Below are 17830 nucleotides of genomic sequence, written 5' to 3'. Positions count from 1 at the left end.
ATCAGCTCCCGCGATAGGTGGAATAGCCATAGGGCGAGATCAGCAGCGGCACATGATAATGCGCCGCGATATCGGCAATGCCGAAGCGGATCGGCACGAGATCGAGGAAGGCAGGATGCGGCAGAGGCGTCCCGTTTGACCTCAGATAATCGCCGGCGTGAAAGAGCAGTTCGTAGGTGCCGGCGCGAAAACTCTCGCCGATCAGGATCGGCCCGCCATCGACGCGGCCATCGGCATTGGTCTCGACAGTCTTGATAAGGTGGCGAAGCTCACCCTCGATGTGAAAGAGATCGATCCGCAGCCCCTGCGCCGGCTTGCCGAGCGCAGTATCGAGAACATGAGTGGTCAGTCCGGTCATAGGCCTGGCTCTTTGATGATGAAGGGTTCGTCGAAAAAGAATTCTTCCAGATTGTTGCCCGGCCCGTCACGATCGACAACGAGAAAATCGCTCGGCTCACCGAGCGCCATCAGCGGATGGTGCCAGACATTGCGCCTGTAATTCACGCCCTGATCGCCGCGCGCGAGAAAGGCCTGCGGACGCCCCGGACGACCGCCCTCATCTTCCGAAACGACGACGAGGAAGGGACGGCCTGATATCGGCGAGAAGCTCTGGCTGCCGAACGGATGCCGCTCCATCATGCCGACGTCATAGGGAAAGCCGCGCGGCTGGCCGCGGAAGAGATTGATGATGACACGCGCGCCCTCGCCCACGACTTCGGGGGTAGCAAGCGCATGGAAGCGCTCGGTATTGCCGACGTTGATAAAGCGCATCTTGGCCGGGTCGGCTTCGATCACCTCGCCGAAGAGCGCGAAGGCGGATTTCGTGAGAGGCTGTATTTCGAGATATTGGGACACGGTGTTACTCGCCCTGAACGCGCCAGTGGCGAACATTTTCAAGTTGGGAAACCAGAGCCGGAAGGTCGCTCCTCACCGTCTGCCAGATGACGGGCAATTCTGCCCGATAGTAATCGTGGACAATGAGGTTTCGCATGCCCTCGATCCGGGTCCACGGAATTTCCTGATGATCCTGGATAAAGCCGGGGTCGCCTGCCGAAATTCGGGCTGCCGCTTCGCCGACTAAAACCAGCGACATCGTCACTGCCAACTGAGTGCGAATATCACCGAGAAACTGTTCTTGGCTCATGCCCTCTGTCAGGTCGAAGGCCTGCTGCGCGGCCTCCTGCATACGATCCACGTGTTCAAGAAGGCGCTCACGGCTCATATGGCAGAGGCTTCCGATAGAACACGATGCTTGATGCGCTCCGGCAATCCGCCTGAAGTAACCAGATCCACCTCAACCCCCAGAATGTCCTGCAATTCTTCCAGCAGCCCGCCGAGATCGAACAACGTCGTCCCGGGCAAAGCGTCCACCAGAATATCCAGATCGCTGTCCGGCCGATCCTCGCCGCGGGCGACGGAACCGAACACACGCGGGTTCGCCGCGTTGAAGCGCTTGGTCGCTTCGCGGATCGCCTGCCTGTTCTTCTCCAGCACTTCCGACGGTGTCATCGCGGCATCACTCCTGATGCCGCGAATATAAGGGACGTGGCTGAAAGAGGAAAGAACTCAAGCCTTCACCCCATAGAGCCGAAGCCGCATCGTGCCTCCGTCAGGATGCATGGCATAGCGCACATGCGTGATGGGACCGATATCGGCGATCGTATCGCTGCCATATTCATGGATGTGATCCATCTGCAGCTTGCTGCGCGGCAGGATCGGCTTCCAGTTTTCCGATGCGGCAATATCGGCTTCCGAGAGCGTATCGCCGAGATCAGGCAGATAGGCGCCCAGGAGTTCGCAGGTGTCGGGGAAATTGCCCTTGTAGAAGGCCGTATCGACGATCACGCGCTTGATCGTGCCAGCATGGCCGAGGCGGATGATCGCCCAGTCGTGACCCGGGCCGCGCCGCCGCTTGGTTTCCCAGCCGTCGCCCATGTTGAGGCCGCGGCCGGGGCCGAGCAGCTTGTCGGGATGGCCGTAATGCGCATCCGACCAGGCAAGCGATTTCGCGCCGTTGAAAATATAGGCAAGGTCGATCTCCTCGCCCGCGCCGACCTTCGACCAATCGAAATAGGCTGAACCATAGACGCGCAGACGCGCCACGCCTCCGTCCGGGTAAATATGCAGGCGAAGATGCGTCCAGATCTTCTCCTTGTCGGCATTTTCGAAGAAATGATGCGCGCTGGAGCCGAGCGGCGACTTTGCCAGGATTTCGGTCCATGCGGTCGTGTCGGTCGGGTCGCCGCTCTCGACGAAGGCAGCTTCGATCGAGCAATGCGGCGGATAGTTGCCGGTGAAATAGCTGGTATCGACATCGAAGCCGAAGATGCGGCCTGGCATGGCGAGCTTCACGATTGCCCAGTCATGGCCGGGAACGCGCTTGCGACGGCTTTCCCAGCCGTCCATGTACTTGCCGTTATCGTCATAGAGATCCGGATCGAAGCTTGCCGGCACATCCTGCAGCATGCGCTCCAGCGGCGCGAAGAATTCGTCCGTGGCGTAGAGACCTTTGGCGCCGAGACGGGCCGAGGCAAGATTGATGGCGCCCGTGGCGAAAGCTGGCAGGCTGGTATCGGTCGTAGCGGTCATTCAGGTCTCCGGAAGCATGGATGTCAGGCGCAGCAACGCGATCTTTTCGACCTCAGCTGCCGCAGTCACGAATTCTTCGTCGCTGGTATTGTCGATCCGCTTTTCGAAAGCGGCAAGGATATCGTCCTTGTTCAGCCCCTTCACCGCGATGATGAAGGGAAAGCCGAATTTCTGCGTATAGGCGGAATTAAGCTCGGTGAAACGCGCATGCTCGGCAGGGCTCAACCGGTCGAGCCCGGCACCAGCCTGTTCCTTTTTGCTGTCTTCAGTCAGCTCACCCGATATCGCCAGCCGCCCGGCAAGATCGGGATGAGCACGCAAGACGCCGAGGCGTTCCTCCCTGCTCGCGGCGCGGAAAATGGCGACGAGCTCCGTGTGCACACGATCCACCGTCAGCTTGTCGCCGACAAAGCCATCGTCATAAGCCCGTTCTGCGATGAAGGGCGAATGCTCGAACACCCCACCGAAGCGGGACACAAATTCGTTGCGCGAAATCATCAGACTGTTTCCGGCTTATGGTTCGCATGCCAGTGCCGCGCGATCTCGATACGGCGAGGGATCCAGACCTTGTCGTGCTTCAGCACATATTCCATGAAGCGCCTCAGCGACGCCACGCGTCCCGGCCGGCCGACGAGACGGCAGTGCAGGCCGACCGACATCATCTTCGGACTACCCTCCTTGCCTTCCTCGTAGAGCGTATCGAAGGCGTCCTTGAGGTAGGTGAAGAACTGGTCACCGGAATTGAAGCCCTGCGGCGTGGCAAACCGCATGTCGTTGGTTTCGAGCGTATAGGGAATGATGAGGAAGGGATTTTCGTCGATGCCCTTCACCCAATAGGGCAGATCGTCAGCATAAGAATCCGACGAATAAAGGAAACCACCCTCCTCCTGAACCAGCTTCAGCGTATTGTCGGAGGGCTTGCCCTGATACATGCCATAGGGCCGCTCACCGGTCAGCTCGGTATGCAGACGCACGGCTTCGAGAATGTGCTTGCGCTCCAGATCCTCGGGGAAATCCTTGTATTCCAGCCAGCGATAGCCGTGGCTGGCGATCTCCCAGCCCGCTTCCTTCATGGCAGCCACCGCTTCCGGATTGCGGGCCATGGCAAGCGTCACGCCATAGACGGTCGCCTGCACCTTGAGATCGGTGAAAAGACGCCAGAGCCGCCAGAAGCCGGCGCGGGAGCCGTATTCGTAGATCGACTCCATGTTGAGATTGCGCTGGTTCGGCCAGGGCTGCGCGCCGACGATTTCAGACAGCAGGTTTTCCGAAGCCGGATCCCCGTCGAGGATGGAGCTCTCGCCGCCCTCCTCGTAATTGATGACGAACTGCACTGCGACGCGTGCCTCGCCGGGCCACTTCGGATCGGGCGTATTGCGCCCGTAGCCGATGAGATTGCGCGGATAGGTCTCGGATACCATCAAATCACCTTTTGAAAAGACAGGTGAAACGGTAGCATCCGTGAGCGGAATGTCGAGCCGTAAAAGTGCGTAACTGGCCTTCGGCCTGAGGCGCGCGCCTCAGGCGATTTTGCGCGCGCTGACCTTGCCCATCGGATGCAGCGAGTGTACCCGGAACGGGCCGCCGGTGCCCTCCTCGATCATCAGCGCGACATTCGAGACCGTCACCGGTTCGGCAAGCACTGGATCGAACAGTGACCGCAGCGCCTGCTCGATACGCGGCATGTCGACCGCGTTGACCGGACCTGTGACCGGCATATGAAAGCGGAACTCGTCCATCACGTAGGGATTGCCCCAGCGATGCAGGTTCGTGAATTGCGCGGCCGACAGTTCATCCGGATCGCTGCGCTCGATATCCGCCTCGGAGAGCGGCGCACGAAACCGGTCGAACTCCTGGACGATAGCAGATGCGAGGTAGTGAACCTGATCGCAAGGACGGATCGGTGACAGGCTGTAGAACGTGCCGAGGCGCGCAACTTCCAGACGCGGAATCTGGAAGGGCGAAAGCGTCCCGCAAAAGCGCATCAGATCGCGCAGCAGTTGCGATTCGGAAACCTCGGACGAGAGGTGGAAAGGGGCCTTCAGCACGCCGTGAAACCCATAGCGACGCGGCACTGCCGTATGAAAGGCGATCTCATGGATCCCGAGGCCGCGGATTGCCGGGGGCTCGACCATATCACCTGAAAATACGTTGCGGCCAAGCCAATTGGCCGCCACATGCGAGAGCGGATCGCTCGCGGGGGGCGTGAAGCAAATGGCATAGCGCATGCGATTTCCTCCATCGGATGAAATGAGCGCGGGATCCCGTCCCGCGCCGTCGATGCGCAAGCTGATAGGTGATTTGCATGACAGAATAACGAAGCGGAGCGGCTTCTAATTCACGTTTAACGTGAAGAGATTGTTATGTGGTTTGAAATTGCAAAGCTTTCCGGCAACAAAAATTCTGCATTTGCATCGCTTGCAATGCATATCGCCGCTTCCGCCAGCCGATGCGCGAGCCCGAAACTGACCTTGAAACCACCCGTCAGGGCGACGAGATTGTGATTCTCCGGATGTCGTCCAACCATCGGATCGCGGTCTATCGCCTTGGGACGCAATCCGGCCCAGCGCTCGATGACAGGCGCATCGCGCAGCACTGGCACCATATCACGGGCGGCTTCGATCAGCGCGTCGAGTTGTTCATCGGTGGAAAACGGATCGGCAAAGCTGTTCTCGCTGGTGCTACCAACAGCCACGTGCCCTCCCTCATGCGCGACCACATAAAGCCCATCGCGGAAGATTGTCGGCAAGGCGGGATCGATATCGGCGGCAAGCAGGGCCGCCTGCCCCTTCACGGCTTGCCCGAGAGGTTTCCGCAACCCGGGCGTCAGTTTTTCCAGAAAGGGAAACGAGCGATATCCCGCTGCAAGGATACAGCGGCCGAAGGCGATCGTCCCGCCGTCGATCGAGGCCGTTCCCCGCGCCGGATCGAGCTCTGCTATTTCCGTATTCTCCAGCATCCGCACATGCCGTGCGTTGCCCAGAAAGGCGACAAGTGCTGCCACCAGCGAGCGTGGCGCGACACGAGCGGCAAGCGTGTCATGCACGAAACCACTCTCGCCGGCGACTGAATCGATTCCGATCCAGCCTTCCCCGGGTGGCCTATCCAGCACATGCCAATGGAAACGCCGCTCTCCCGCTCTCCAGTGAACCTCGGCATCCTTGGAATGGCCAAGCGCGATCTTGCGCAGATGCTGCTTCGGCAGCGGGATGAGCCTGCCCGATCGCCGATAACCGGCTGATAACCCGGTTTCCGCCTCAATGGCCGCAATCTCGGCCTCCAGCGAAACCAGTGCATCGAACTGAAACTGCTTCTTTTCCGACCAGCGATCCGGCATATGCGGCATCAGGGCGCCGAGCAGTCCGCCGCTTGCGCCACTGCCGAGCAGACCTGCATCGACAAGCAGAGTGCTGATACCGCGGCGCTCGGCATGGACGGCTGCCCATAGGCCCATAATGCCGCCGCCGACGATGAGGAGATCGATCGATGATTGACCCGAGGCCGGGGCGGGATTATCGGCTTTTTCCATGACAGACATCAATCCCGATCAGATCGGCGCGGGCAAGCCGCAGCCCCTCGAATGGCGCGACGGCGATATGCCCTATTCGACCGCCTTTGGCGACCATTTTTATTGCCAGACCGACGGACGGCTGGAATGCGGCCACGTCTTCCTCTCGGGAAACGGCCTGCCTGATCGATGGAGCGGCCGCCCAACGTTTCTCATTGGCGAACTCGGCTTCGGCACCGGGCTGAATTTCTCGGAGACCTGGCGGCAATGGAAGCTTTGCCGCCAGCCCGGCCAGCATCTGCATTTCATGTCCTTCGAGCTCTATCCGATGCGCCGCGCGGAAATCGACCGCGCGCTTGCCCATTGGCCTGAGATCGATGCCGAACGGCAGGCGCTGGCCACCATCTGGCCGGATAATCCCGAGGGCATCGTCGCGCTCGATCTGGACAACCAGACAAAGCTCAGCGTTGTCTGCGGCGGAGCCTTCGACGGGGTTTCTGAAGCTGCTCCCGAATTCGACGCCTGGTATCTCGACGGCTTCGCCCCCTCGCGCAACAGCGATATGTGGTCGGAAGAGCTGATGCATCTCGTCTGCGAAAAGACTGCTGCTGGCGGAAGTTTCGCGACCTATGCCGCCGCGGGTTTCGTGCGCCGCAATCTCGCGGCCGCCGGCTTTATTGTCGAGCGTCGCAAGGGGTTTGCCGGCAAGCGGGAAATGCTCTGCGGGGTAAAGCCTCAGTAGCCGGAGCGGCCCGGCTGCAATTCGCCACCACCAAGCCACTGGCGAATCTTGTCTTCCAGAAGTTCCGGGCTGATCGGCTTGGACATGTAATCGTCCATGCCGGCATCGAGGCAAAGCTCGCGGTCGCTTTCCAGCGCATGCGCGGTGACGCCGATAACGGGCACACGATGCCCCTGCCCCTGTTCCCTCTCGCGGATCAGCCTGGTCGCCTGATGGCCGTTCATGACTGGCATCGAGACATCCATCATGATCAGCCGCGGAGTATGACGCTCCCAGGCCTCCACCGCTTCCTCGCCGTTGTTGACGACGAGGAAGGAAAGCCCGGTTCCCTGCAGAATTTGCGTGAAGACGATCTGGTTGACCTCATTGTCCTCGGCGACGAGAACATCGACGAATTCGGCAGCTCGTCTTTGCGGAGCAGGTGCGGGTGCCGGCGGCAGCACCTCGATCTCTTTCTGCAGCCGCGCAATCTCGGCCTCGGAGGCTTGTTTGACGCGGCTTGCCCGCACCACCTCGACGACCGTATTGCGCAGCAAGTTGGCGCGCGCCGGTTTCATCAGATGCGCATGGCCGTTCAGCGCCGCAAACTCCTTCTCCGTTCCGGAAATATCCATCGAGGTCAGGAAGATGATCGGCAGCTCCACGAAACGGCTATCAGCGCGAAGGCGGCGGGCGACTTCGGCGCCGTTCATGTCGGGCATATGATAATCGAGCACGACGGCATCGACCTTGATGCCGAGATCAGCGGCAGCCTCCAGAATGGCAAAGCCCGTGGCGCCGCCCTCTGCGGCAACGCCGTCAAAGCCCCAGAGGCCGAGCTGTTCGGTGAGGATCCGGCGATTGACCTCATTGTCATCGACGACGAGGACGCGCGCACCCTGCACATTGATCGGCAAGGGCTTCGGCTCGATGCGGGCGGCGGCGACCGCGAAAGGCAGCTTGACGGTAAAGACCGAACCCTTGCCCCATTCGCTTTCGACATCGATGTAACCGCCGAAAAGATCGACGAGACCGGCAGTGATCGCAAGGCCTAGGCCCGTGCCCTCATGCCGCCGGGTCGATGAGGCATCGACCTGCGAGAATTTGTCGAAGACCGTTTCCACTTTCTCGGGCGGAATGCCGATGCCGGTATCCTCGATGCGGATGCTGATCATGATCTCGCCGCCGGCGGATTGCTCCGAGCCGATATCGACGAAGACATGGCCGCGCTCGGTAAATTTCACCGCATTGCCGACGAGGTTCGTAACGATCTGGCGGAAGCGCCCGGCATCGCCGATGACGGCTGCCGGCAGATCGGGCGCCGCGCGCACCAGAAGCTCGATATCCTTCTCGGCAGCGGGCGAGGAAAGGAGCGTCGCCACATCCTCGACAGCCTCGATCAGATCGAAGGCCGCCTTGCGCAGCTTCATCTGCCCGGCATCGATCTTCGAGAAATCGAGGATGTCGTTGATGATCGTCAGCAGCGCATTGCCTGACTTGACGATGATATCGACGAAGGTCTTCTGGCGGGTATCGAGATTGGTCTTGGCAAGTAGTTCCGCCATGCCGAGCACGCCGTTCATCGGCGTGCGGATCTCATGGCTCATATTGGCAAGGAATTCCGACTTGGCGCGGTCGGCGGCCTCGGCGCGCGACAGAAGCTGCGTCAGTTCCTCCTCGCGCCGTTTGAGCTCGGTGACGTCAGTAAACAGCGCCACCCAGTGCTGACGTTCGCTGATGGTGGCTTCCATGTTCACCCAGCGCTCGCCGCCGACGTGGAAGACGGTGGAGATCGGCTGACGCGCGGCGATATTGGCACGCCACCCCTCCAGCGTTTCGACCGCCCTGTCGTGGAAATCGCCGCGATTGGCGCAGAACTGGAAGAGATCGATCCATTCCCTGCCAACTCCCGTCAGCTCGGCCGGAATGTGCAGCACCTCGGCCAGCCCGTCATTGGAAAGCTTGATCAGGCCGTCCTGGACGATCGCAAGCCCCTGCGGCATGGCATGCGTCGCATCTCGCATCATCTCGCCGAGATTTTCCAGCGCCGCACGCGCCTCGTGGATTTCTCTCTCGCGCTCACGCACTGAGGAAATATCCGAATAGGTCAGCAGGATACGGTTGCTGGAAATGCGCCGGCTGTCGAAAATGACCGATTTGCCCGCGGCCCAGTCAAGCTCGATCGGCTCCGGATTGTCAGCCTCGAAAAGCCCCTTGCGAAATTCGTAGATCTCCTCCGGTGTTTGCGTCTCACCGTAGCGGCCGAGTTCGTAATTGCGCTTGATGACATCGATGAACGGCCGCCCATCGAAACGGTCGTCGAGCGGCAGCTCCCAGATGCTGTAGAACTCGTCATTGACGTAGAGAATGGTGTGGTCGTTGTCGAGGATGAGGACGCCGACCGGAAGCGAGCGCAGGATGCTCTCGATTTCCTGATGCAGCACTTCCTCATGCTTGCGCGCCTCGATCAGTTCCTTCTCGCGCGCCTTCAGCGGCGTGATGTCGGAGAAGGAGCCGACGACATAGTGCTTGCCATCAGGTGTTACGACCCGGTTGACGCGGGAGATCACCTGGAAGATTTCGCCGTCGGTATTCGGCAGGGTGCTCTCGACCTCGGTCAGTGCGCCGTTTTTCAGCGCCCGCAGGTTTTCCCGGTAGATCGCCTCACCTGCCTCCTGCCCGAACATGTCGTGCTCGGTCAGGCCGAGTACCTTGGAGCGGGCATGGCCGGTGAAGGTCTCGTAATACTGGTTGGCATAGACCAGCCGGTGGTCCTCGTCTCGCACGAAGGCGGCGACCGGAAGATCCTCCATGATGGTGCGCAGCAGATCGCGCTCCCGCACACTCTCATGCCAGGCAGTCTCACCCACAGGCGCAGGCTTGCTGCCGTCTGGCGCATACCTGCTGCCACTCCGATAGGCCGCGTTGACGATCAGCGGCCGGCCGTCATCGGCAAAGATACCGATCGGATGATCGAGATTTTCGAGCGTCTCGCGGATGCGGCCGAGATCGGTCGCCATCGCATCGGCAGCCTCGGGAATGGCGCGGCGCGGTTCGCGTGCATCGAAGATGCCGAGCACATAGGCCCGGTCCTGGGAAGGCGAAAAGCTTTCGATCAGCACGCGCTCATGGCTGAGCCCGGCGGCATCGAAGGAGATGGCGCTCTCTTCCGTACCGAACACCAGCGCACGGCGTTCGCGATCCTCGCGCTCCTCTTCTTCCGGCCGGTCGAAGAGTTCGCGGCTGCGCCGCCCGATGAAATCGGAAATCTCGCGACCGAAGAAGCGGGCATAGGCCTCGTTGACGGCGACATAGCGGAGTTCGCTGTTTTTGACATAGGCCGGGGTATCCAGATCAGCGATCCGGCGGCAGGCCAGCTCCAAGAGTTCCCCGGTAAAATTCAAAAAATCTTCACTCCCGCAATGAACGAAATATCCCCTAGAACAACTATAACGCCAAGGCTTTTAACAAGCTGTTAACCATAAAATTCCACTGGCAAAAATTCCAAGCCGGCTCATGAAGTTGATGAATCAGAGTGACAATAAAGGCTTGCACGAAACTGAAATGATTTGAAGATTCACCGAGAAAAACGCCACCGGGCCACGGGGAGGATCCCGGCCTGGCAATGACCAAGCATGGAGAAAATTTAATCCCGACGCGGCTTGCGCGACCATCAGCGCGCCGCGATCGGMGCCGATTCTGGCAATGGCTTCAATGACGAGCCTACCACGAAAGGAATTCGACATGTCCGTTCTTCATAAGACAATGGCGGCGGGCCTGATTGCACTGACATTTGCCGGCGCTTCGCTGGCAACGGCCGGGACCGCAAACGCCCATTCCGGCAATGCCTTCTGGGGCGGCCTTGCCGGTGGTGTCGTCGGCGGCGTCGTGGGTGGGGCGATCGCCTCGCGTCCTGCTTACCCCGGGCCCTATGCGTATTATCCACAACCTTATGCCTACTATCCCGCCTATCCCGCCTATTACGGCCCGCGCTTCTGCCATCCTGAATGGCGCTACGATCGCTGGGGCCAACCCTATCGCATCGAAGTCTGCAGGCGCTGAGTCTCTTCCCGGCGCCACTTGCCCTCCCGGCGGCGCCGGGCCATGCAATGGCGAGTTTCGGCATCAGTGCCGATAGCGTCATGGCTACGGCATCACTCAATCCGATGAAACGCCTTTGCTCCACAACGCCGGAGCAACAATTCCGCGCTGACCAATCTGTTCGTCGCTCTGTCAAATATCATAGAAGGCAGCTAGTAATCCGCCCGTAGCGTTCATGCATTTTGCTTTCGCTATCGATCGCATTTCAAGCATTCAGCCAGATATTGGCATGCAGATGGGCAGAGACGGAATGGCCACGAACACCGCAGCTGCCGGTTGGGCGGCCGAAGTAATCGATTTTCTATCCCGAAACCTCCCTCGCGACGATGAGGAAGAGGGTTGGAACGATATGGCCCTAACGGCCTACGAGATCAGCTGCGAAGCGCTGGTGGCACTTGGCCAGGCCGATAAAACCAGCGGAGGCGCAATCCCGCGTAAGAATGCCAGACTACCTGAAGAGCTACCGCGTTGGGACGACCTGTGCGTCTCAGTGCTTCGACTGGCGGCACAACAGAGGTTGCTATCTTATCACCTGCAAGACGGCAGCGCGCCCCTGCCGACGGGCGCCTTTCTCATTTACCGGATATGCGCACCACCTCCGCCTCCGCCTCCGCCGAATATCGGGGCTGCAAACGGTCTTGGTCCTGCGTTAGCAACACCCGAGGTCTTGTCCGTCCTTCGGGCATTGGGGCTGCTGGCCGAAGGCCGTTGGACGGAGATTGCTGAAACCGTATTCTGGCGAGACTGGCCAGAGGAGTGGGAAATGGCTTTCACCTTCGATCCCCGTTTTTCTGCTGCGGCTGAGCAAGCTCTCGCTACGATCCCGGCTGATATCCGCGCCGAAATGGACAAACTTGTCACCATCACCGACGCGGATGTCACGGCAGCGGTGAAGCGCAGTGCGGCAGCTGTAGAGGAGTCGCGCGCTAAATTTGGGCCGAACGCGTGGATAGGCCCACCCGACACTCCCGAACAAGCAAGAAGAGGTTTGGAGTTCCTATGCCAGATCGAACTGGACTGGCTGTTCTTCCGCCACTGGCGTCTTGCTGACGGTTGGCTCGTACCAAACGAAGCGAGCAAAGCGCTGGAAATCTTTCACGACGATCTCGCTATCGCGATGCGGTGCGCCGTTATTAAACGGCTCTATCCGAACTTGCCGTTTGCGGCCGCCAGATAGGTAGGAGGACCACCATGCCGGAACCGCTCAAGAACCTGCTACATGAAGGGCTGGTCGGCGATATGGCCGATCGCATTGCCGGCAACGCACCGTCCTTCGATAAGGAGCGCTTCATAAGGCTCGCGACCGACGGCCTCGCAGCTCTGGAGCTGATGGAGCGCTCGGCGCTGATCCGCGACGCGCTGTTTACAACCCTTCCCGAGGATTTTCCTGAGGCCGCCGCCATCCTAAAGGCGAGCCTTCCGATATCAGGCAGGGTGGGACTCTCAGGTTGGATGCTCCTGCCGGTCAACCAATTCATCGCCGCCCGCGGCCCCGATCATTTCGACCTCGGTATCGATCTCCTGAAGGGGTTGACGCCGCATTTCACCGCCGAATTCGGCATCCGCCCTTTCATCCATCGCGATCAGCAGCGCGCGCTCGCCATCATCTCCAGCTGGGTCGGCGATCCCGACCACCATGTCCGCCGGCTGGCGAGCGAGGGCACCCGCCCGCGCCTGCCCTGGGCGATGCGCCTGCCGCGGTTGATCACGGACCCTTCTCCCATCCTGCCGATTCTGACTGCGCTGATGGACGATCCCGAAGATTATGTTCGCCGTTCAGTGGCAAACAGCCTGAACGATATCGCCAAGGATCATCCGGATCTCGTCGCGGCCTTTATCGCCAAGCATATCGAAGGCGCTTCTGCCGAGCGCCGCTGGCTGCTGAAACATGCTTCCCGCACCCTTCTGAAAAAGGGTCATGCCCGGGCGCTCGCCAATTTCGGCTTCGGCGCGGCCGCATCGCTGGAGTGCAACTTGCTGCTCGCGAACCCGGCGGTGCTTTTCGGCGAAGGGCTGGATTTCGAAATCCGCCTGCGCAATGCCGGCGATATCGCGCAATCACTGATGATCGACTACGCGATCCACCATGTGAAGGCCGACGGCTCGCTCTCTCCCAAGGTCTTCAAATGGAAGACCGTCACGCTGGAAGCGGGCGAAGACCATATCGTGCAGCGCCGCCACGCCATGCGGCCGATCACGACGCGGCGCTACTATCCCGGCGAACATCGCATCGTCATTCTCGTCAACGGTACCGAGACGGCCTCGGGAAATTTCGTCCTTTCCATGCCCTCAGAGGTCATTGTCGGCCGATCCCCTTGACTTTCAGTGGGAAATAGACCACATGGCGCTCAGCTTTCACCTTCCGGCCGCCGCGTGAGCGTGCCACTGCGATAGACGCTGAAGAAGGATAGAGCGCATTCTGATAATGTCGCACCCAAGAGCGGCAAGACGCGCTGGAAGCTTTTTCCAACTTACAAGTTCCCATTTCACGCGGGGTTCTTGACGCCAGATTAACACCGGACCGCATTCGGCGATCCGGCGTTTTCGTTTGGCGCGCCCTAAAAGGTTATGACTTGACCAATTTTGAATCGCTCGGTGTCTCCAAGCCGGTCGTCGCCACTCTGTTCCAGCTCGGCATCGAAACGCCGACGCCCATTCAGGAACAGGCTATCCCCCTCCTCATCCAGGGCCGTGACCTGATCGGCCTTGCCCAGACCGGCACCGGCAAGACCGCTGCTTTCGGCCTGCCGCTCATCGAGCGCCTGCTCAAGGAAGAGAAGCGTCCGGACAATCGCTCCGTCCGCACGCTGATCCTGGCGCCGACCCGCGAACTGGTGAACCAGATCGCCGACAGTCTCAGAAAATTCATCCGCAAGTCGCCGCTGCGCATCAACGTCGTCGTCGGCGGCGTTTCCATCAACAAGCAGCAGCTTCAGCTCGAGCGCGGCTCCGATATCCTCGTCGCCACTCCCGGCCGCCTGCTCGATCTCTGCAACCGCAATGCCATTACACTGACGGCCGTGCGCTACCTCGTGCTCGATGAAGCCGACCAGATGCTCGATCTCGGCTTCGTGCATGACCTGCGCAAGATCGCCAAGATGGTGCCGAAGCGCCGCCAGACCATGCTCTTCTCGGCAACCATGCCGAAGGCGATTGCCGATCTCGCCGGCGACTACCTGACCGATCCGGTCACGGTCCAAGTGACGCCTCCGGGCAAGGCTGCCGACAAGGTCGAGCAGTATGTGCACTTCGTTCCAGGCAAGAACGACAAGACGGTTCTCTTGAAGAAGTCGCTGACCGAAAACCCTGATGGCCGCGCCATCGTCTTCCTGCGCACCAAGCACGGCGCTGAAAAGCTCGCCAAGCATCTGGAGCAGGTCGGCTATTCCGTCGCATCCATCCATGGCAACAAGAGCCAGGGCCAGCGCGAACGCGCGCTGAAGGGCTTCCGCGACGGCGCCATCAAGACGCTGATCGCAACCGACGTCGCCGCTCGCGGCATCGATATCCCTGCCGTCAGCCACGTCTTCAACTACGACCTGCCGGAAGTGGCGGAAGCATACGTCCACCGCATCGGCCGCACGGCCCGTGCCGGCCGCGATGGTATCGCAATTGCCTTCTGCGCACCCGACGAAGCCCGCCTGCTGCGCGACATCGAAAAGCTGATGGGCATCGACATTGCCGTTGCCAGCGGCGAACCGCCGGCTGATATGCGTGCCGCTCCCCGTGCCAACAATCGCGGCCGCGGCCAGAACCAGCAGCGCGGCCCAGGTGGCCGTGGTGAAGGTGGCGAGCGTCGCGAAGGTGGCCACCGCGGCGGCGAACGTCGTGAAGGCGGACGCAGCGAAACCCGCAATGGCGGCCGTCCCGCCGGCCATGGTGATCGCCGTCCGCGTAACGATGGCGACGTCACTGAAGTGCGCGCCGGCGAAGAGCGCCGCGCCCGCCCTCAGCACAACAACCGCAATCAGGATTTCCGTGGCCAGCGCCGCAACGAGCAGGCGCCGGATCACGGCCCGGACAATGATCTGGTTTCGACCTCGGATTTCCGCCCTGCCCGCAATCAGCAGCAGCGCCCGGCTCAGCCGGCTGAGGCAACCGGCCATCATCGCGGTAACAAGCAGCACGTCCATGGCCGCCCGCCGCGCAATCACGGCGACCAGCAGCCGCAGGGCGAACAGCGCCGCGAGGGCAATGGCGGTCTGCGCCGCAAGGGCCGCAATGGCGGCGGCCCGCGTCGCGAACGCGCTTAAGCTAGTGATATCAGTGAGGGCCGGAGCGATCCGGCCCTTTTCTTTTGGCCGTCCTTCGGTCACCGGCACGGGCAGAGTTTGATCCGTCGCCCGGGCAGGAAATAATCACCTGCTCATCTTTTGTGCGCGACGTCAGGATTGACAGGAATCCGCCTCGCGCCAGATCTTGATAAATGCCCAGTTTTTCACCGGTTTTTCGCACTGCAGAAGATTTTATGAATCTTCCATGCGAACTGTGCATGGTTCTTGCATTGCCTTTTGCGTTGTATTCAAATGAAGAAAAAAGGGGAGCCACACCTTTGGCATTTGATGAAATGATCACCGGAGACGAAAGTCCCCGTACGCCATATGAAAAATACTTTGAGTGGTACAACAGCCAAGACCGGGCACATCTGATTTCAAAGTCCCGCGACGCTGAAAACATCTTCCGCAAAACCGGCATCACCTTCGCGGTTTACGGCCACGCCGACAGTTCCGAAAAGCTCATCCCCTTCGACATCATCCCGCGCATCATCTCTGCCCGCGAATGGCGAAAGCTCGCTCAGGGTATCGAGCAGCGGGTGATCGCGCTCAACGCTTTCCTGGATGATATCTACCACAAGCAGGAAATCATCCGCGCCGGCCGCATCCCGCGCGAGCTGATCGAAAAGAACGTTGCATTCCTGCCCGAGATGATCGGCTTCCGGCCGCCCGGCGGCGTCTACACTCATATCGTCGGCACGGATATCGTGCGCACCGGCGAAGACCAGTTCTATGTGCTGGAAGATAATGCCCGCACGCCCTCGGGCGTCAGCTACATGCTGGAAAACCGGGAAACCATGATGCAGATGTTCCCGGAACTCTTCCATGAGAACAAGGTGCAGCGCGTCGAGGACTATCCCTATCTCCTGCGCCAGAGCCTGGCGTCGCTCGCACCTCCCGGCTGCAAGGGCAAGCCGCGTGTCGCCGTCCTCACCCCCGGCATTTACAACTCCGCTTACTACGAACACTCGTTCCTCGCCGACATGATGGGTGTCGAGCTCGTCGAAGGCTCGGATCTGCGCGTCATCGACGGCAAGGTGAAGATGCGTACGACGCGCGGCTATGAGGCGATCGACGTGCTCTACCGCCGCGTCGACGACGACTTCCTCGATCCCCTCACCTTCCGCCCGGAATCGGCCCTCGGCATTCCCGGCATCATGGATGTCTACCGCTCCGGCAATATCACCATCGCCAATGCGCCCGGCACCGGTATTTCCGACGACAAGGCGATCTATTCCTACATGCCTGAGATCGTCGAGTTCTATACGGGCCGCAAGCCGATCCTCGAGAATGTGCCGACCTGGCGCTGTTCAGAAGCATCAAGCCTGAAATATGTGCTGGAGCACCTGGAAGAATTGGTCGTCAAGGAAGTGCATGGCTCGGGCGGTTACGGCATGCTCGTCGGTCCGACGGCTTCCAAGAAGGAACGCGCCGATTTCGCCGAGAAGCTGAAGGCAAAGCCCAGCAATTACATTGCCCAGCCCACACTTTCGCTCTCCACCGTTCCGATCCTCGTCAACAAGGGTATAGCACCCCGCCATGTCGACCTGCGCCCCTACGTGCTGGTCTCGGACAAGGTGCAGATCATTCCGGGCGGGCTCACCCGCGTGGCGCTGAAGCAGGGCTCGCTGGTTGTCAATTCCAGCCAGGGCGGCGGCACCAAAGACACCTGGGTATTGGAGGACTGATGCTCGGAAGAACTGCAAACGGGCTCTACTGGATGTTCCGGTACATCGAGCGCGCCGAGAATATTGCACGTCTCGTCGATGCCGGCCTGCGCATGTCGCTGACGCGCAGCGACGCCGGTGATGACAACTGGGACGGCGTGCTGCAAAGCGCCGGCGTGCGCGAACTCTATGACGAGACCCATTCGAAACTGACCGGCCCCGATGTCATCGACTACATGTTGCGCGACCGCCAGAACGCGTCGAGCGTCATGTCCTGCATCGATTTCGGCCGCAACAACGCCCGCATGGTGCGCACCGCGCTGACACGCGAGACCTGGGAAGCGACCAACGAATGCTGGATCGACCTCAAGGAACTGCTGTCGAAAAAACTGAAGGCGGCAGAACTGCCCGAGGTCATCGATGTCATCAAGCATCGCGCCGGCCTCATCCGCGGCGCCTTCCATGGTTCGATGCTGCGCAACGAACTCTATAATTTCGCCCGCATCGGCACCTTCATCGAACGTGCGGACAATACGAGCCGCATCCTCGACGTGAAATATTACGTGCTGCTGCCCTCGATCTCGCAGGTAGGCTCTTCGGTCGACAACGTTCAGTGGGAGTCGATCCTGCGTTCGGTCTCCGCCCACCGCTCCTACAGTTGGGCCTATGACGGCGAATACCGTGCCATGAACATTGCCGACTTCCTGATCCTGAACGGTCAGATGCCGCGTTCACTCGCCTATAGCTACGAGAAGATCGTCAGCAACCTTGGTTACATTGCCAAGGATTACGGCGAGCGGCTGGCCGCACATGATACGGCGGATGCCATTCGCGCCACGCTGCAGACATTGAAGATAAAGGATGTCATGGATCAGGGCCTGCATGAGTTTCTCGAGGATTTCGTCGCTCAAAACAACAAGCTCGGCAACGAAATCTCCGATGGCTACCGGTTCTATGCTTAAGCGGGTCA

The 17830-nt window shown here is 60.3% G+C and carries 18 protein-coding genes; 7 read left to right on the top strand and 11 right to left on the bottom strand.

Annotated elements, in window-relative coordinates:
- Position 1 precedes the first annotated feature (1 nt).
- The 9 genes from uraH to AC1DM5_RS05070 form a co-directional block, all read right to left on the bottom strand.
- Positions 2 to 358 carry a hydroxyisourate hydrolase gene (uraH, locus tag AC1DM5_RS05110; protein ID WP_477819737.1) on the bottom strand — a complete coding sequence of 119 codons (357 nt, stop codon included), beginning with the start codon at positions 356 to 358 and terminating at the stop codon, positions 2 to 4.
- Positions 355 to 891, bottom strand: a complete 537-nt coding sequence (locus AC1DM5_RS05105) for an ureidoglycolate lyase (protein ID WP_477974758.1) — start codon at positions 889 to 891, stop codon at positions 355 to 357. Before AC1DM5_RS05105 ends, uraH begins: the two co-directional genes overlap by 4 nt.
- A complete protein-coding gene (locus AC1DM5_RS05100) occupies positions 860 to 1222 on the bottom strand; it encodes a HepT-like ribonuclease domain-containing protein (RefSeq protein WP_477819736.1) in 363 nt (120 codons plus the stop codon). Before AC1DM5_RS05100 ends, AC1DM5_RS05105 begins: the two co-directional genes overlap by 32 nt.
- The gene (locus tag AC1DM5_RS05095) at positions 1219 to 1509 is read right to left on the bottom strand and encodes a nucleotidyltransferase family protein (protein WP_477819735.1); all 291 of its coding nucleotides are present in this window, start codon (positions 1507 to 1509) and stop codon (positions 1219 to 1221) included. The genes AC1DM5_RS05100 and AC1DM5_RS05095 overlap by 4 nt, the downstream gene beginning before the upstream one ends.
- A gap of 57 nt (positions 1510 to 1566) precedes the next feature.
- On the bottom strand, positions 1567 to 2589 hold the full coding sequence (gene alc / locus AC1DM5_RS05090) for an allantoicase (protein ID WP_477819734.1): 1023 nt from the start codon (positions 2587 to 2589) through the stop codon (positions 1567 to 1569).
- Positions 2590 to 3087 carry a 2-oxo-4-hydroxy-4-carboxy-5-ureidoimidazoline decarboxylase gene (uraD, locus tag AC1DM5_RS05085; RefSeq protein ID WP_310386753.1) on the bottom strand — a complete coding sequence of 166 codons (498 nt, stop codon included), beginning with the start codon at positions 3085 to 3087 and terminating at the stop codon, positions 2590 to 2592.
- Complete coding sequence (gene puuE, locus AC1DM5_RS05080) at positions 3087 to 4010, bottom strand: allantoinase PuuE (RefSeq protein WP_310386751.1); 924 nt, start codon at positions 4008 to 4010, stop codon at positions 3087 to 3089. Before puuE ends, uraD begins: the two co-directional genes overlap by 1 nt.
- 99 nt (positions 4011 to 4109) lie before the next feature.
- Entirely contained in the window at positions 4110 to 4817 is a 708-nt protein-coding gene (locus AC1DM5_RS05075; RefSeq protein ID WP_477819827.1) for a DUF1045 domain-containing protein, read from the bottom strand.
- Positions 4818 to 4933: 116 nt separating this feature from the next.
- Positions 4934 to 6118, bottom strand: coding sequence for an NAD(P)/FAD-dependent oxidoreductase (locus AC1DM5_RS05070; RefSeq protein WP_477819733.1), 1185 nt, complete (start codon positions 6116 to 6118; stop codon positions 4934 to 4936).
- On the opposite strand from AC1DM5_RS05070, the gene mnmC2 reads away from it, so the two are divergent.
- A complete protein-coding gene (gene mnmC2 / locus AC1DM5_RS05065) occupies positions 6117 to 6839 on the top strand; it encodes a tRNA (5-methylaminomethyl-2-thiouridine)(34)-methyltransferase MnmC2 (RefSeq protein WP_477819732.1) in 723 nt (240 codons plus the stop codon). The two genes, AC1DM5_RS05070 and mnmC2, sit on opposite strands and share 2 nt — an antisense overlap.
- Here the strand turns inward: mnmC2 and AC1DM5_RS05060 are convergent.
- Entirely contained in the window at positions 6833 to 10222 is a 3390-nt protein-coding gene (locus tag AC1DM5_RS05060) for a response regulator (RefSeq protein WP_477819731.1), read from the bottom strand. The two genes, mnmC2 and AC1DM5_RS05060, sit on opposite strands and share 7 nt — an antisense overlap.
- Positions 10223 to 10562: 340 nt before the next feature.
- Between AC1DM5_RS05060 and AC1DM5_RS05055 the strand changes: the two genes are divergently transcribed.
- From AC1DM5_RS05055 to AC1DM5_RS05040, 4 genes are all read left to right on the top strand, one after another.
- Positions 10563 to 10880, top strand: coding sequence for a hypothetical protein (locus AC1DM5_RS05055; protein ID WP_037104818.1), 318 nt, complete (start codon positions 10563 to 10565; stop codon positions 10878 to 10880).
- 214 nt (positions 10881 to 11094) lie between these two features.
- Positions 11095 to 12096: a hypothetical protein gene (locus AC1DM5_RS05050; RefSeq protein WP_477974699.1), complete on the top strand. Its 1002-nt coding sequence runs from the start codon at positions 11095 to 11097 to the stop codon at positions 12094 to 12096.
- A gap of 14 nt (positions 12097 to 12110) precedes the next feature.
- The gene (locus AC1DM5_RS05045; protein ID WP_477819728.1) at positions 12111 to 13238 is read left to right on the top strand and encodes a DNA alkylation repair protein; all 1128 of its coding nucleotides are present in this window, start codon (positions 12111 to 12113) and stop codon (positions 13236 to 13238) included.
- A gap of 206 nt (positions 13239 to 13444) precedes the next feature.
- The gene (locus AC1DM5_RS05040; RefSeq protein WP_477819826.1) at positions 13445 to 15172 is read left to right on the top strand and encodes a DEAD/DEAH box helicase; all 1728 of its coding nucleotides are present in this window, start codon (positions 13445 to 13447) and stop codon (positions 15170 to 15172) included.
- 10 nt (positions 15173 to 15182) lie between these two features.
- Here the strand turns inward: AC1DM5_RS05040 and AC1DM5_RS05035 are convergent, their stop codons facing one another.
- The gene (locus AC1DM5_RS05035; RefSeq protein WP_439016133.1) at positions 15183 to 15494 is read right to left on the bottom strand and encodes a hypothetical protein; all 312 of its coding nucleotides are present in this window, start codon (positions 15492 to 15494) and stop codon (positions 15183 to 15185) included.
- Between AC1DM5_RS05035 and AC1DM5_RS05030 the strand changes: the two genes are divergently transcribed.
- On the top strand, positions 15472 to 16881 hold the full coding sequence (locus AC1DM5_RS05030) for a circularly permuted type 2 ATP-grasp protein (protein WP_439016134.1): 1410 nt from the start codon (positions 15472 to 15474) through the stop codon (positions 16879 to 16881). The two genes, AC1DM5_RS05035 and AC1DM5_RS05030, sit on opposite strands and share 23 nt — an antisense overlap.
- The gene (locus tag AC1DM5_RS05025; RefSeq protein ID WP_037104808.1) at positions 16881 to 17822 is read left to right on the top strand and encodes an alpha-E domain-containing protein; all 942 of its coding nucleotides are present in this window, start codon (positions 16881 to 16883) and stop codon (positions 17820 to 17822) included. The genes AC1DM5_RS05030 and AC1DM5_RS05025 overlap by 1 nt, the downstream gene beginning before the upstream one ends.
- The last annotated feature ends 8 nt before the right edge of the window (positions 17823 to 17830 follow it).

This window comes from Rhizobium sp. 01T437 (genome assembly GCF_056398505.1).
The sequence above is the reverse complement of the archived record's forward strand: the minus strand, read 5'-3'. Positions and strand labels throughout refer to the sequence as shown.